Source organism: Nitrospira marina (assembly GCF_059568365.1).
Genome location: NZ_JCANTH010000001.1, coordinates 1,768,024 through 1,784,398, shown reverse-complemented (window position 1 = coordinate 1,784,398; position 16,375 = coordinate 1,768,024). Strand labels below are relative to the sequence as shown.

At 49.7% G+C, this 16,375-nt stretch carries 13 protein-coding genes; all 13 read right to left on the bottom strand.

The window, feature by feature from the left end; translation table 11 throughout:
* Positions 1 to 6: 6 nt before the first annotated feature.
* Positions 7 to 1,101 carry an efflux RND transporter periplasmic adaptor subunit gene (locus LX98_RS07310; protein WP_496428279.1) on the bottom strand — a complete coding sequence of 365 codons (1,095 nt, stop codon included), beginning with the start codon at positions 1,099 to 1,101 and terminating at the stop codon, positions 7 to 9.
* 1,146 nt (positions 1,102 to 2,247) lie between these two features.
* Positions 2,248 to 3,780 carry a proteasome accessory factor PafA2 family protein gene (locus tag LX98_RS07305; RefSeq protein WP_496428278.1) on the bottom strand — a complete coding sequence of 511 codons (1,533 nt, stop codon included), beginning with the start codon at positions 3,778 to 3,780 and terminating at the stop codon, positions 2,248 to 2,250.
* 22 nt (positions 3,781 to 3,802) lie between these two features.
* Positions 3,803 to 4,621: a hypothetical protein gene (locus tag LX98_RS07300; RefSeq protein WP_496428277.1), complete on the bottom strand. Its 819-nt coding sequence runs from the start codon at positions 4,619 to 4,621 to the stop codon at positions 3,803 to 3,805.
* Complete coding sequence (locus tag LX98_RS07295; RefSeq protein WP_496428276.1) at positions 4,614 to 5,408, bottom strand: proteasome subunit alpha; 795 nt, start codon at positions 5,406 to 5,408, stop codon at positions 4,614 to 4,616. The genes LX98_RS07300 and LX98_RS07295 overlap by 8 nt, the downstream gene beginning before the upstream one ends.
* Before the next feature lie 2 nt (positions 5,409 to 5,410).
* Positions 5,411 to 5,626 (bottom strand): ubiquitin-like protein UBact, encoded by a 216-nt coding sequence (locus LX98_RS07290; protein WP_496428275.1) that lies wholly within the window; start codon positions 5,624 to 5,626, stop codon positions 5,411 to 5,413.
* A gap of 5 nt (positions 5,627 to 5,631) precedes the next feature.
* A complete protein-coding gene (locus LX98_RS07285; RefSeq protein WP_496428274.1) occupies positions 5,632 to 7,170 on the bottom strand; it encodes a proteasome accessory factor PafA2 family protein in 1,539 nt (512 codons plus the stop codon).
* 59 nt (positions 7,171 to 7,229) lie between these two features.
* On the bottom strand, positions 7,230 to 9,008 hold the full coding sequence (locus tag LX98_RS07280) for an AAA family ATPase (RefSeq protein WP_496428273.1): 1,779 nt from the start codon (positions 9,006 to 9,008) through the stop codon (positions 7,230 to 7,232).
* A 192-nt stretch (positions 9,009 to 9,200) separates the two neighbouring features.
* Positions 9,201 to 9,530, bottom strand: coding sequence for an RNA-binding regulator (gene rbp, locus LX98_RS07275; protein ID WP_312748148.1), 330 nt, complete (start codon positions 9,528 to 9,530; stop codon positions 9,201 to 9,203).
* A gap of 280 nt (positions 9,531 to 9,810) precedes the next feature.
* Positions 9,811 to 11,091: an ATP-dependent Clp protease ATP-binding subunit ClpX gene (gene clpX / locus LX98_RS07270; RefSeq protein WP_496428272.1), complete on the bottom strand. Its 1,281-nt coding sequence runs from the start codon at positions 11,089 to 11,091 to the stop codon at positions 9,811 to 9,813.
* 122 nt (positions 11,092 to 11,213) lie between these two features.
* Positions 11,214 to 12,245: a WD40/YVTN/BNR-like repeat-containing protein gene (locus LX98_RS07265; RefSeq protein WP_496428271.1), complete on the bottom strand. Its 1,032-nt coding sequence runs from the start codon at positions 12,243 to 12,245 to the stop codon at positions 11,214 to 11,216.
* A gap of 82 nt (positions 12,246 to 12,327) precedes the next feature.
* Positions 12,328 to 13,245 carry a M48 family metalloprotease gene (locus LX98_RS07260; protein ID WP_496428270.1) on the bottom strand — a complete coding sequence of 306 codons (918 nt, stop codon included), beginning with the start codon at positions 13,243 to 13,245 and terminating at the stop codon, positions 12,328 to 12,330.
* Between the two features lie 73 nt (positions 13,246 to 13,318).
* A complete protein-coding gene (locus LX98_RS07255; RefSeq protein ID WP_496428269.1) occupies positions 13,319 to 14,806 on the bottom strand; it encodes an insulinase family protein in 1,488 nt (495 codons plus the stop codon).
* Positions 14,803 to 16,362 carry an insulinase family protein gene (locus tag LX98_RS07250; protein ID WP_496428268.1) on the bottom strand — a complete coding sequence of 520 codons (1,560 nt, stop codon included), beginning with the start codon at positions 16,360 to 16,362 and terminating at the stop codon, positions 14,803 to 14,805. The genes LX98_RS07255 and LX98_RS07250 overlap by 4 nt, the downstream gene beginning before the upstream one ends.
* Positions 16,363 to 16,375: the final 13 nt, after the last annotated feature.

Sequence of the window (16,375 nt, the reverse complement as noted above, 5' to 3'; positions counted from 1 at the left end):
AGGGATTCACATCATCGCCTTGGCAATTTTCACGTGAACAGGATGCACTTGGTCTCCATTCATGACATTCTCCACACCCTCGAAGAGAATCTGTTCGTCTTTGGACAAACCGGACTCCACAACATAAAATTTTGGCAACCGCATTTTTGAAACAATATTCCTTTGTTCCAGGACATTATCTTTATTGACGACGTACACATACAATTTGTCTTGAATTTCAAAAGTTGATTTTTGTGGGATCACCAACGCATCTTTAAGGGTTTCATTGACAATGACCTTACCATTTGCCCCTTGTTTTAACAGTCCGTCAGGATTAGGAAACCTTGCTCGTAACGCAATATTCCCTGTTGAGCTATCGAATTCACTTTCAATCATTTCTATAGTCCCTTCATACTCATATAGGGCTTGATTGGCGAGTTCAAAGCTCACAACTTTAGCCCCTCGTTCTCCAGAAGCAATGTAGTTAAGATAATCCACTTCAGAAAGGTTGAAATAGGCGAATACCTCATGATTATCAGACAGTGAGGTCAATATGTCTCCTTCGGCTATCAAACTTCCCACCTTATTTGGAATACGGTTAATAAAGCCGTCAAAGGGAGCTCGTATTCTAGCAAACGAAAGACTTAAGGCTTGCTGTTCTTTGTTTGCCAGAGCTTCTTCCACGTCCGCTTTCAATGCGTCTACCTTGGCTTGAATAACATACAGTTCCGATTTAGACACAATGTTTTTTTCTACCAGAACTTTCACGTTTGCTAATTCAACTTCCGCTACCTTTAGATCTGCCACGGCACTTCGGAATGCCGCGTTTGCTTTTTGTAATTCTTTTTCAAATACGTTATGGGTCAGGGCAAACAATAACTGCCCTTTCTTGACCGGTTGCCCTTCATCCACATAGATTTTTCCAATATACCCTTTAATTTTACTTCGTATCTCTACATAATTTACCGATTGAATTTGAGCGACATATTTATTGCTATAGGTGACGTCTTCTAAGCTGGGGTAAATCACCTTATGGGTATCAACGCTTTCTGCCTCTTTTTTATAGGTGCAGGATACCGTGAGTAAGCAGACTGCAAAACACAGGACCAAGTTAATTTTCATGTTGAGTACTTTATTCGAAGTGAAATTTTGAACAATGGAACGAACTGTGTTCCCATGCTTCACCAATACGGATGGAGATTTTCCAATCACATAAAGCCCTGAGTATAAAAATCTTTAAACCTACTCCGAACATTCACCAATCAAACAGAAAAACCGAGCCCCATCCAGGAGTAGGCGAAATTAGGGAAAGGAAGCGGTTATCCCATTAGGTAAGGAATTCAAGCGTTATATGTTTTAGGTACACTGCCTGATACGGAAAGCCAGCAAGACACCAATGAGTTTCCTCAAATCAAGACAATACCGATTTGAGTGCAGGGAGGGACAGCCACTCTTACCAAGGAGTTTCCCCAAGGGTCAAAAGGTGAATGTTAGGATTTTTCCGCACCGAGACTAGCTTTACTGAATGTTGATCCCAAAGGTTTCTGTCATGACAGACAACAGGTTATCTCGGAATTTAGTGATACCAAGACTATGGTCAAAACGTGGTGATTAAAGATTTCATCCAGATGAATGGATACCTATACTCTGAACATTCCGGCCACTTTTTTCTTATCGACAGAACAGGGCTGATTTTCATCAATAAGTATAAAATCTTAAGCCATATTCTTTTCACTCTCGATTTTGTGAAAAAGCGCACCCGATCAATTGGCACTGCATTGATTCATTCTAATGAAAGATTCGCTTAGCTTGGGTGACTCCATTGACATCTGACATCATGCATTTCCAAAATCTTGACCGCATTATAATGAAAAATTCATCTATCCTTATTTTAATAAAGAGCAAGTGATGAGCCAAATCCCTCATCGGCTAGACTAGTTAAAAGCATCTAATAAAATGCCCATAATCCTGGGATGCCATTTGAAAAAATATCCTAATCCCCCGGAGCCCCACGACTAGACACAGCCAACCACCACGAAACCACGAAAACCTGAGACTCCAGGCATGTCATTTTTCGCCTGCAATTCCCATCTGGAAAGATCAATCAGTCGAGAGCTGATGTTGCTTGAAACGATTGTAGTAACGCTCCGGACAATCCCCAGTCTGGCTTGCCCCTATCAAAGATTAAATTACCACTCAAAAAAAATGGGAGTAAAGGAGCAAAAAGATCAAAATGGCTCAGTCTCAGGTATTTTCCCTCGACCTTACTTAGGCATCTCCCTTATCCGAGAGGGATTCAAGGGAAGGACGAGAAGACCATTCTGCGCAATAATCCCGACTTTCCTGCACATAGCTGCGAAAGGGATCGGCCATGACAAAAGCCGGACTCCCCTGAAGTTGCAAAACCGACCAATTGATGACATAGGGCGGACGACGCGGATCGTGATGGCCTGTCGCCTTTTCTAAAAAATCCGCCCAACCTTCCTTGACGACATGGCGAATGATTTCTGCTCGCCCAAACGCACGAGTGTTTCGTGGCGGTTGCCCTTTCGCCAATTCGACCAAATCATTCGTCGTGAAGCGCGGCGCATCGCCTTCTTCTGTCATGCCATGATAAAGACCTGCCTGCGGATCGACATTATGATATTCCAAATCCAGACTTTTCAACCAGGGATCGTCCCATTCCAACTTCTCCGCTTTCCGAAAGTTTTCCAACAACCAGAGCTTGGAGGCCCAATCAACCCGGCCGACCACCGCTTGAAAGCCCTCTCGTAAATCCTTCACGACCGATTCCCAATGGGCCAGGACCCAGTCGGTTTCCTCATCCTGCCCGGCATACTGTTTGGCGGCAGCTTCCCAAAACTGCTCTTGAATATCCAAAGCAGAAAGATGCCGGCCGGTTGAGAGCGTGACCATCCATTTTTGCTGAGGGTCGTGAGAGATGGCTCGCAGGGTCTGGACAGGGTCATCGAAATCCAATCCTTGCGGGGCATGCCCTTCTTCGATTAATTGCAGAACCAAGCCGGTCGTCCCCATTTTTAAAAGAGTCGCTTCCTCTGCCATATTCGAATCGCCCATGAGCAAGTGCAACCGCCGGAATCGTTCTGGATCGGCCAGGGGTTCATCCCGGGTATTTACAATAGCCCGGTTATGCTGAACCCATTCAAAAAAGTCGTTGACGATATAATCCGGACGCTGGGAAATTTGGTAGATTACCCCCTCTTCGGTTGATTTTCCTGACTGTGGCCCTCCCCGTCCCTCAATATCGTCCAAGCCAATCCAGCCATCCACGGAACGCGCCTTTCCGATTCGGCCGGCGCCCGTAAAGACCTGGCGTGTGACCAGAAACGGCATGAGCATCCCCAACCCTTGATAGGTAAACGGAAAGTCCCGCGTGACCAGATAGTTTTCATGGCAACCAAATGTCGCGTCTGTCTCATGATCAATATTGTTTTTAATGATCGACACCAGTTTGGAAAGCCCAAGCTCTTCCAGACAGTCCTGCAACAGCCAATCTCCGGCGCGGTCTACAGCCACTAAATCCCACAGCGAATGACATTCCGGTGAGGCATATTCAAGGTGTCCCATATCGACATACATCCGGCCTGCATTCAGCAGAAATCCCCCATTGCCTGGCGGTTCATCATGCCCACGATAATGCCAGTCAATGACCCCGTGTTTTTTCCGGCCAAACAAATGTTCAATGATCCGGTGGGCAATCCAAGCAGAAGACATGTCCGGTTGATCGGCCTTGATAAGCAGACCATATTCGGTTTCAATACCGAAGATTCGATTATGCATAGGGACCTCGCTCTGCCGGGATTTAAATGGCAGGTTGGAACACGGTAGGAATGAAGGACTGTAGTTCCGACTGACTCAGAGTACGATAGGTTTCCATCTTCCCGCTCTCCCGATCAAGAAAGACACATTCCAGTGTCTCTTTGGACAGCGTTTCACGAATTCGGGAAGCAATTGCCTCATCCTCGGGAATGGTGGAGATGGAACTGGCTGTTGAAGAGGTGGTTGCTTCCTCTTCTGTATCCAAAAAGGGATGTACAGATTGGAGAAGACTTGCGATCCCCCACAAACGGAGACTCCGCTCCACAGCCGACTGAAGAGAAGACACAAGACTCTGGCTTTTCCATTCCTGAGTGAGCAGACCACGTATGGAGGCGGAAGCTGCCAGCAAACCGAATTCGCGTTGTTCCTCAAACATGCCATCATAATTGATGCTGAACAGGCGATCCCGTTCCTGAGAAGCCCCGACTTCTGCCAGTAGAATTTTGGCGATGTGCGGTGCCTTGAAAATTTCTTCAAACGCTTGTTTGATGACAGGTGCCAGACCATTTTTCATCAGTCGGGACGCGGTCACATCCGCAGGGGACCGTTGAAATCCTTCGACGTGGGCCATATCCAATAGGGTATACCGTAATTTCTCCAGATCTGCAGGATGGCCCATGCCTCCAAGCGCAATGCGATCGTAAATTTCATAAATTTTGTCTGTTCCACGATTAAAGGTCAGCAACAAAATCCCTTGGGTAAATGAAACAGCAACCAACGGATTGCCTTGTGTGAATTGATCGTCCAAATATTGCCGACGATTGGCGACGGCTTCAATCCATCGATAGGGTTCTTCATACATGATTCAGCACCTTTTCAGAAAACAATGATTTCAATCGTTCCGCGGGGATGGCTCTCACCCCTTCCGCGGAAATACGTTTCACGATGGGATAGAGGTGCGCCTGCGCATCCACCCCACCTGTGGCGGAATCAAACTCTGCCGCACTAGTCATCAGCCGAAGCACAAACGTCAAGGCTTCCTCTTCATTCATTCCGGCAACGGGACCATTTCCCCACCGATTCATGTAAAACAAAATTCCCCGAATCGTGGAAGACCCGGATCCAGAGACAGCATATTCCACCGCCTCGAATTCAGCTCCTAAGATGTCATAGAAAAATATTTTTCCGCATCCTTCAAGTTGGTCATACCCTGCAAAAATTGGCGCCACGGTTCCAGTTCCTGCTAAGGCTGCAGGGGCATTATTTTTCAACAACGTTGATAAGGCTCGCAACTTTCCCTCAAAACTTAAATCCTGCAATTGACTTCTCCGGTAATACTTAAAGGAATGCTCTAATATTCTGGCCATCTCAAATGCGGTGGCAGGAACACCTGCAATGGCTAAGACAGAAAACCGATCCAATTCCAAGACCTTATCGGTGCGATCATACATCACGACATTTCCGGCCGTTGCCCGCCGGTCACCAGCCACGAGGACCCCGTCAGCATACTTGATAGCAAAGACCGTCGTCCCGGCTGTAATCTCAGTATGGTCTGATGGCGTACCGCCATTGAACGGTTGCCGAAAGTCCTCGGCCGCATAGCCACGTTCTCTTAGAACCTGAAGAAAGTCCCCCTGTTGTCCCATCATCTTTATTCCCCGGTCCGTTGGCGATATTTTTCTGCCTGCTTGGGATCCACCTTGCGCATGCGCTTCATGAGATTATCACGGGATGGTGAATCCGTTTCCGGGCGTTTAGGACCTGATTCCTGATCGCCGGGTCCCGATGGTTTAGAGAGTGGATCGATTGGCCGTTCTTTTCGTTCAAGACCACCACCGGCTTGGGCATATTTATAATCGTTTATCATAAATCTCATCCTCCACATGAACTATTTTTTAATACCATGGATTCCATCATATCAAAGGGGGTTTCGGCATGCTCAATCACAGACCGACATTGAGCGACCGCCATCGGCTCAAGGTGATCCAGCAGGTCAAGATGCAGTCCCCCATTATGACCTTGAAAATGTACTCCTTCCCATTGTATCGACGTAATGTCTTGACCAAATCGTTGCACACACAACCCCCTAAGACCTCCACGCGTATCACGCGGCCCATGCTTCATCGCTTCGTGAATTTCCTGTTCCTGGGATATCCGGGTTGTTCGCCCTTCGGCTTCCAACCCGAAAAACAGGCCACGATCGGGGTCCAGATTATGATATTCCAGATCCAGACTGGCAAGCCAAGGATCATCCCAGCCGATATGCTCGGCCTGCCTAAAGGTTTCAAGCAACCACCATTTAGTCACCCAATCAATTTTTCCCACAAGTTGCCATCGATCCCGTTCGAGAAGGTCTAATACCTGCTCCCACTCACGAAGAATCCAGGCCGTCTCTTCATCCATTTCAACAAAATATTTCCTAGCCAAATTCAGGTATTCCCGTTGAATATCCACCCCGGAAATCAGGCCGCCCGATTGTTGTTTCACTAGGGTGCTCAATTCAGGGTCACGAGAGAGCGTCTGAATGGCCTGCACCGGGGAGTCAAGCTCACACGGCGGCAAGAGCCCTCCGGCGATCATATCCAACACCACCCGCGTCGTGCCGATCTTCAATGCCGTGGCATATTCACACATATTGGCATCACCCACGATAAGATGGAGTCGCCGATAGCGCTCACGATTCGCATGCGGTTCGTCTCGCGTATTGAGAATCGGTCGGTTGTGCATGGTATCCACACCCAACTCGGCCTCCATAAAATCTGCGCGTTGGGACAATTGAAACCCGCCAGGCTCAAACCCGCGCTCTTGCGCTTCCCGACCGACCTTGCCTGCGCCGGCGATCAATTGTCTGGTGACCAGAAAAGGCATGAGTCCACGAGCCAAATTCTCAAAATTGAGCTCGCGCGAGACCAGATAATTATCATGGCAGCCATAACTATGCCCATGAAAATCCGTGTTGTTTTTATACAGCTGAACCATTGGGCCACCAAGGGTCTGATTTCGGCGTTGTGCCGCCACCCAAAGGATTCGCTCACCGGCCCGGTCATGCGCGACCATATCCTTGAGAGATCGGCATTCCGGCGTGGAATACTCAGGATGCGTATGGTCATTATAAAATCGCGCCCCATTGGGGAGGACAAGGTCACTTTTCATTTCATGGAAGGAAAAAGGCCGATGGGCATCCTGCTCCGCGAACAGGTCCTCTTCTTTATCCTGAGCTAACTCAGTCACCCGAAAACCCCGTTGATCTTCATGGGGATGCTCGCCACGATAATCCCAGCGGCGGGTAAAATGTCCGTCAAGATAGGCCCGCACCAATTCCATGGATTCTACGACAGGATCGGCGGTCTCGATATCCTCCCGCGCAATCCCATATTCAGTCTCAATACCAAAGAGGCGAATAGGATTCATTTGTTCCAATCTTTCAGCTGGGAAGGTCCCATTTGTCACAGCGTACTGGAAAGAGTGATTTACACAATCTGAGATGTCCGATGCTCTTCTTCAGCCTTTCCAGGTCGTAGGGGGGATACTCCGACAACCTGGTCGGGATGATAATCCAGGAGTTTCAACCATTCCTCAGCTGAATCATCCGGCGGGAAAATTTCACTTTCCTTGAACTCCTCATTGCTGGCAATAAGTAAATCATCGAGGCTCAGACCCGAGGCTTCCTGCTCGCCCGCTTGAATCGCCCGCTCAATAGCCCGTTCCTTTGCACGCCGGACGATTCCCGCCAACACCGCTCCACTCAGTAAATCCCGACGGTAGAGAATTTCACGCCGTCCATTACGCAACCGAATGGCCAATACTCGATTCTCCTGGCTTCGCTGAAAAAGATCCTCTAACAGACCGTCGATGATCTGCGACACCGGAGCCCCATCCTCCTGTCCACTACCGGCAGCCTTATTCGTGTCGTAAGGCAGATCAGCCGTCAAATAAACACGCAATATTTCCGCCACATCGTTTCGCCCAGGTCGGCCCACCTTAATTTTTCGATCAATCCTTCCAGGTCGCAGCACAGCCGGATCAATCATATCCGGACGATTTGAAGCCAGAATAACCACCACTTGGGAAAGGCTTTCAATCCCGTCGAGTTCGGCACAAAACATCGGTACCAGGGTGTTGGAGACATTGTAGGATCGCACCGCCCGTCTCGTCCCTAAAATGGATTCGGCTTCATCAATGAAGATAAATGGCAACTTCCCGGCTTGCCGTTGTTGCCGGGCTTGAAGAAATAAGTCGCGGATGATTCGCTCCGATTCCCCGACCCACATATTCAGGACTTCCGGACCTTTGACATGCAGAAACACGCCACCCTCAATCGGCGGAAGTTGAGAGGCAGAGCCCTGCCCCGTTCCAACATGGGGCGTGAGCGTTTCTCGATCTTTCGCGAGGATTTGCCCAAGACTTGCCGCCGTGGCTTGGCCAATCAGGGTTTTTCCGCAGCCGGGGGGACCATACAGGAGAAAGCCCTTGGGTTGCTGAAATTGATACCGTGAGAACAACTCTCCATGCAGAAGAGGATATTCAATTGACCGGCGGATGGCTTGAATAGCCTCCTGCTGTCCACCGATATGCTCCCAACGGACTGTTGGCAATTCCGCTAAAAGATGCGATTGCCCTTGGGGGTTCTCTAATCGTTCAATGGCAATCCTGTGAGATGGGTCCAGTCGAACCTCATCGCCGACCTTCAATTCCGTACCGGCAAGATCATCCGCCCGTTGAATAAGAATGCCTTGCCTGCCCGCCTCTTGATCAATACGAAGACGCCCATCACCTAATATCTCTCGAACTTTCACAATCGGGCCATTCCGATCATATCCGAGAGACCGAATGACCACATACGCCTCATTCACTAAAATCTGATGCCCAACCTTTAAACCCTCTTCCTCAAGCCTGGGATCGACATTGGCATAATATTCCGCCCCGCCAACCATGATCCTCGCCACACCCTTATCAGGCTGATCAAGCAACGTCCCGACTCGATTTGCCGGGGCTGTCAGTTTTTCAAGCACTCCTTGAAGTTTCTTCATATCGGCTTCCTGTTGTTGAGAAGCCGTCGTTTGTTCAACAAGCCCGTGTCGAAGTTGATAGAGAAGAGGAATCCGGTGATCCCCTTCAGGCAAAGATGCCAAACATTGGTCAATGACCGCCAACGGGGAATTCCCAGATTTCAGGGAGGATTTCGAGAATGAAGATCCACCCGACCGAGAGGAATCCTTGGTGGAGGAAAATTCTGAAGAATCACTCATGGTGTATTGTATTCCATTCTATTTCAATTGGGACATGAAAACCGCGATGCCCATACAAGGCATCTTGGCCAACGATCAGTTTCTCATTCTACAATGTTTCCGGACCATTACCCAAGGTATAAAAAAAAGCAGGGGATCCGTTACCGGGTCCCCTGCTTCTATTGAAGAGTAGCCTGTTAGTGACTTAGCGACTTACCAACGGTCTCCACCGCCACCACGGTTTCCACCGCCACCACGGTTTCCGCCACCACCGCCACCAAATCCAGTTCGCGGTGCTTGGGGCTTCGCTTCATTGACCGTCAGGGTACGCCCTCCCATTTCGGTTCCATTTAGCGCCTCAATCGCCGCCTTGGCTTCAGCATCCGAGGCCATTTCCACAAAACCAAATCCGCGAGATTGCCCCGTATACTTGTCCGTAATAATTTTAGCCGACGTCACGGCGCCGTGCTGGCCAAATAGGTCAGCCAATTCTTGCTCTGCCGTGGAATACGGCAGGCCACCCACATAGATCTTTGAACCCATCGGGGTCCCTCCTTCTAAATGCGATGGTGTTTTGCATGGTTCGAAGAGAAGAGAAGGGAAGGAACGGCCCGAGAACGCAAACCAGGTGGCGACTTAGGACTAACTTCCAATCAGACTCCTTGCGGATTCCTTGGCAAAACAACATCAGTGATGGGCCCGTCACTCAAACATTCATCACGTGGCCCGAATGTCGTGATGAATTTCTTCTAAATAGCATAAGTCAGAATGGAAAAGAATGCAACAATCTCCGGCAAGGAAACTACGCTTCCGAGCATTATTTTCAGGAAATTAATTGGGGAGTCCCCCTGCCGTCAATAGCTTCCTCGGAGATAATCACTCGCTTAATGTTTTTCAAGGCGGGCACATCATACATCAAATCCAGCATGACTTCCTCTAGAATAGAACGCAATCCCCTGGCTCCGGTTTTCATAGACGAAGCCCTGGTGGCAATGGCTTGAACCGCCTCCGGAGTGAAGTCCAATTGCACGCCATCTAATTGAAATAAGGCTTGATATTGTTTTAGGAGAGCATTTTTCGGTTCCTGTAGAACCCGAACCATATCTTCCACGCGCAAATCATTCAGAGAGGCCAGAATTGGAAACCGGCCGACAAATTCAGGGATAAGTCCATACTTTAAAAGATCCTCCGGCTTGAGTTTTTCCATCAATTGATCAGAGCTCAATGTCTCACCATTGGAGGAAACCGCGCCAAAACCCATTCGTTTCTGATTGGTCCGCTGAGCAATAATATCCTCCACCCCTACAAACGCACCGCCACAAATAAAGAGGATATTCGTCGTGTCCACCCTGAGAAACTCCTGCTCAGGATGTTTTCTTCCCCCCTTGGGAGGCACATTGCATAACGTCCCTTCCACCAATTTCAACAATGCCTGTTGGACACCTTCCCCGGACACATCCCGCGTGATAGAGGCGCTTTCAGATTTCCGGCTAATCTTATCAATTTCATCGATATAAATGATGCCCACTTGCGCTCTGGCCATATTAAAATCACACGACTGCAATAACTTCAAGACCACATTTTCCACATCCTCGCCCACATATCCCGCTTCCGTTACCGTGGTGGCATCCGCGATGGCAAAGGGGACATGCAAAATTTTCGCTAAGGTTTTGGCGAGTAAGGTCTTGCCGGTTCCCGTCGGCCCGATCAGCATCACATTCCCTTTTTCTAATTCCACATCAGGCAGATCTTTACCGCTAAATACACGTTTATAATGATTATGGACGGCGACCGACAGAACCTTTTTGGCGCGGTCTTGTCCTATCACATACTGGTCAAGCACCTCTTTGATTTCAGGAGGAGTCGGCAAGGGACCCGCTGGCGGCTCCATGGCGGACTGGCCTTCCGTATGGCCTGATAAAAATTTTGAACATTGTTGAATGCAATCTGCACAAATCAAGACCGACCCTGGTGCCTGACATTGCGTGCAGGCCTGTTTCGTGGGGGCCTGGATCAAATTGGTTGCTCCAGGTTTTGCCCGACCGCAGAAGGAGCAGACCGCATCCGCACGATTTCGTCCTTGCTTCGAATCCCAAAAAGCCACGGCAGTTACCTTTCTTACTCGTCACCAGAAATCAGTCTAAAAGACTCTATCACTTACCCATGCAAGGAGATCTTAATCTTCAAGAGGAAGGATATCAAATCATCTCCCACTCAGGATAAACCTCAAAGGGATTCGGCCACAACCAGGGGCACAGCCTCCCATGACATTCCACGGTCACCCGTCCGAAACAATCCTTTTCCGTTGGTCCCCACATAAAGCACATCGGAATCAACCCCGCTCATGGCTAGAGCCCGAATATTAACATTCGTCAAGCCCGCACTTCGAGCTTCCCAAGTTATTCCTCCATCTTCACTTCTAAAAACACCGTCACGATTGGTCACATACACGACATGGGGGTGGGTGTGATCGAGAATGAGGTCACTCAACATCTGATCGGAGAGTGTCTCCCCAATGCGAGTCCAGACTTGTCCTCCATCCTTGGTGACGTACAGTCCACTCAGAGTCGCAGTATACACCGTATCGGATTTATGAGGGTCAACCTTTATGCGAGTCACGCCCAATGCCCTGGAGGATTTCAGCACGTCCGAGGCCACCAACCCATTATTGACCATTTTCCAAGTGCGAGCCCCGTCAATAGATTTATAGACTCCCCCGCTTGTTCCGGCATAGAGCGTTTGAGGCTGACGGGGATCGCAGTCAAGCGTCACCACCATGAGCACTTCTTTCATGCCATCCATCCGCTTACTCCAGGTTTCTCCCCCATCGTCTGATTCAAACACCCCCAATGAGGTGGCGGCAAAAATATGGGCACTGGATCCCGGAGCAAACACCAATTGATGAACCACCGAGGAAATCGTCACATCATCCAATCCCGTCCGTCGTGACACCCATCGTTGCCCACCATCGTAACTTTTATACACCGCATCCCCTTTGGTCCCGGCGAGAATATTAGCCGGAAACAGGGGATCAATGGCCAGAGCAATGACGCGAGAATGGCTCATACCCGCAGACATGTTCTGCCAGGTCATGCCTCCGTCCCTGGATTTATAAATATAATCGTTGGTGGCGAGGTAAAGAATTTTGGGGTTTGTGGGATGAAGGACAATTTCCACCACCGCCTCACTTTTCCCACAGCCAGCCAACATCATGCAGGCAAGTACTGTAGGCCAAAAAAGACGGAGACTGACGATCATAGCCTGCCTTGAATGACGATCAAATCCGTTCCCAGAAAGCGACAGAACGTTTGAAACACCATGCCAGCTCCTTTCACCATGGCTAGTGACGGAAACGAGCCGCGTTTGGCTGTTGTGGCGGGCGTTGAGGAGGAGATGGTGAAATGAGGGGCAAATTGGCCACAGGGGCCTTTGGAGCCTTTCTATAGAGCTCCATGGCTTCAGGCATCCATTTCGTGAGATCGGCAATTCGGGTTTCATGCGCTGGATGGGTGGATAAAAATTCCGGTGGAGCGCCATCAGAAGCCGCGGCCATCCGTTCCCAAATATGAATCGCTTCCCGAGGATCGTATCCCGCATCGCCCGCAAGCAATATGCCGATATAGTCAGCTTCCGATTCGTGTTTTCGGCTAAACGGTAACAGAACTCCGGTCTGCACCCCAAGCCCCATCGCCTGCATGGCTAACGCGTTTAATGCCGGATTTTGGCCTTGGGTCGAAAGTACGATCGCTGCGGCGGTCATTCCAAATTGAGCCACCAGTCCCTGGCTCATCCGCTCTCCTCCATGTTCCGCCAGCGCATGAACGACTTCATGTCCCATAATAGCCGCCAATCCGGCCTCATTTTTCGCCATCGGAAAAATCCCGGTATAGACCGCAATTTTCCCACCCGGCAAAGCCCAGGCATTCTTAGTATTATCGTCCTTAATGACCGTGACTTCCCAATCAAACGCTTTCGCCACCTCCCCATATTTTGAACGCTTGGCCGCCTCAATAATACGAGCCGCGACACGGTTAACCGGCTCAATCTCTTTGGGATCTTTGGAAATCACAACCTTGGGGTCCTGCAAAACTTCACTATACTGGGCAGCCCCCATCTGGTTCATTTGCCCGGACGGCATCAATAACAACTGGGAACGTTGCGTATAGGGGTTGGTTTGGCATCCCACGGTCAGGATGTTCAGGAGCAGGACACAAAAAAAGACCCGACGATCTGTGGCGACCCACCGGCGTATTGGCATCTCAAATTCTCAAGAATTCAGTGTCGCGCAGCAAAAGGACGCCATTACCATCCTACCGTCATTCAGACGACCATTACATTCCGGCAGTGGGCTCTGGAATACGAATGTCCAATTCCTGGATTTGTTCGTAGCGAGCCAATGCTGGTTTGGTGCCGGCACGAGGTCCCACCACAAGAACCGCAAACTCCTCCGGACGCAAATGTTTGTGTGCTGCCCTTCGGACTTCAGCCGTGGTGACTTTTTCAATACCCTGGCGAAACTCTCTTAGCCAGGTCGAAGGATACCCGTAATATTCATATGTCAGGTATTTACCAAGCACTTTCGTGGGAGAATCCACAGAAAAGACAAAGGAATTTAAAATACTGGCTTTCGCGCTCGCCACTTCTTCATCCGTAGGAGGCAGAGCGACCATGTTCCGAGCTTCTGCGACTAAGGCATCAATCCCCTTCGCTGTCGTTTCCGTTTTGGTCGACATCGAGAGGATGGCCATACCTGGATAGTCCCATTGCAATCCAACGCCACCGTTCACATCATAAGCCAGCCCTTGCTTGGAGCGGATGTTATAAAATAATCTCGCGCCAAATGACCCGGAAAGAATTTGATTGACGATCACCAAGGGATAATAATCAGGATCGTCCCGACGAATACCCAAATGCCCCATGGCAATTTTTGCTTGCGTCATATCGTTTTTTTCAACATAAAACACCCCAGCCGGAACCGTTGACTGAATGAAGACGGGAGCATCCTGTACCTCCGGACCCTTGGGCCAGTCACCAAAAATGGATTGAATGAGCGCGAGTGTTTTTTCACGTTCAAAATCGCCACTCACTCCTAAAATAATGCGATTGGGATGAAAGAATGTCGCATGCCACCGGATCACATCCTCTCGGGTGATAGACCCCACGGAGGCGTAAGTCGGCTCCCAGGTATATGGGGAATCCTTCCCATAAATTAACTTCTTATATTCTCGTGAGGTAATCTCATCCGGATCATCGTTCTGACGGGAAATTCCGGCCATCATCTGATTTTTTGCAATCTTTAACTTCTCAGGATCAAACACCGGAAACCGCAACACCTCTCCAAATACCTTCAACACTTCAGGAAAATCCTCAGTAAGAGAACCCATCGACGCGGTGCCGGACGAGTCCCCAATGTGAGTTTCAATTGCGGCGGCCTTCCCTTCCAAAAACTCATCCAGGGCATCTCCGCTCAGACTTTTCGTCCCCCCCGTGCGAAGCACGGTTCCCGTTAAGGAAGCCAACCCAATGGTGTCCTGAGCCTCCAATCGTGAACCCGTCTTGATCATGGCCGACACACCCACCAACGGTAGTTCATGATCTTCCATCAACAAAACCACCAGTCCATTATCCAGAACCACGCGTTCAGGTTCCGGAATAACCAGTTCCGGCAATGGCGGGAACTGCAACTCCTCGACTTTTGTCACTTGAGCCTGCACCCAAACGGGTACACAGAACATGAGGAGGACGACCAATCCCGCACTCAGACTTGACCATCGACCGACACTACACCACGTATGCTGATGAGCTATGCTGTGATTCATGATTGACCCTCCCCGGAAGTGACTGGTTGAGGCCCACCGGCAGGAGAAACCGTCTCAATCATGCCCACGATCCGGTTCGTTGGTTGAAACATCGTGTTGGCGACCCGACGAATATCGGCCTTGGTCACCTGATCCAATCGATCAATGGACCGGAATAACTCGCGCCAATCTCCAAACAACATTTGGTAATCAGTCAGATGCATGGCCAGACCAAGGTTGTTATTCAAAGCCCGAACCAACCCCGCTTTGGCACGGGTGCGAAATCGTGCCAGTTCCTCATCGGAGACATCCTGAGTTTTAAGCCGCTCAAATTCTTCCCGTAATGCCTGCTGTACCATGTCATTCGTCACACCCCGGCCGGGGACAGCATAGGCCATCCATACGTGCGGGTACTTGTCTCCCGGATATTCCCCGTAGGCTCCCACCGACACTGCGATGCGTTTGTCCCGAATCATGGATCGATACAATCGAGAGGTCCGCCCATTCGTTAAAATATCGTCGATCGCATCGTACACCGGTTGATCAGCATGGGTCACGGGTGGCTTATGATAACCCTCCACGTATAAGGGTTGGGAAGGATCCTGCAGCTTCACAATTTTTTCTGCGATGGACGGAGGTTCCACGATTCGGAGCGGGGGAGGCGCGGGAGTCGAAGGGATGCGATTGAAATATTTTTCAAGAATCGGGATGACTGCCTCCGCTTTCACATCTCCGACGATCGCCGTCACCAAATTCGTCGGCACGTACTGCTCTTCATAAAACTTTTTTGCGTCGGTCATTGTGTAGGATTGAATATCACTGGCAAAACCAATCACCGGATGATGATACGGGTGAGCCATATAAGCGGTCGCAACAAACTGTTCGAGCAACCGGCCGAAGGGTTGGCTTTCCGTGCGCATGCGACGCTCTTCCATGACGACGTCTCGTTCTTCGTAAAACTCCCGAAACACCGGGTGCAAAAACCGCTCCGACTCTAAGTACGCAAACAGTTCGACTTTATTTGCCGGAAGAGCATAAAAATATCCAGTGACATCAGCACCGGTAAAGGCATTTAACGCAACCCCACCCTCCCGTTCAATGATATCGCCGAACTCATTTTTCACCACATACGAAGAAGCCTCTTGTTGTCGCTCCTTAAAAACCGCATAGAGGCGATCCACCTTCTCCGGGTCAGGATCGGACGCAAACTTCTCCGTTTGATAAGCCTGATAAGCCTCTTCCAATGCCTCTAACGCAACCTTCTCTGCGTCGTAATCAGTCGTCCCGATGTGAGGAGTTCCTTTAAAGGCCATATGTTCAAACATATGAGCTAGTCCCGTTTGCCCCATGATTTCCTGAGCCGATCCCACATTGACCCGCGTCATAAAGGCAAAGACAGGCGCCACTGGACGTTCCACAATAATGAAAGTCCACCCGTTCTCTAACGTATGCCGGGTCACACGTTGCTCAAAGGAGGCCAGATCCTGACCAAACACCGTCCCCGCGCAGACGCACCACACCAGCCCCACAAGTCCGAGGCTCTTACTCCATCCCATCAATCGATTACCCGTTCCCATTCATCACCATCCT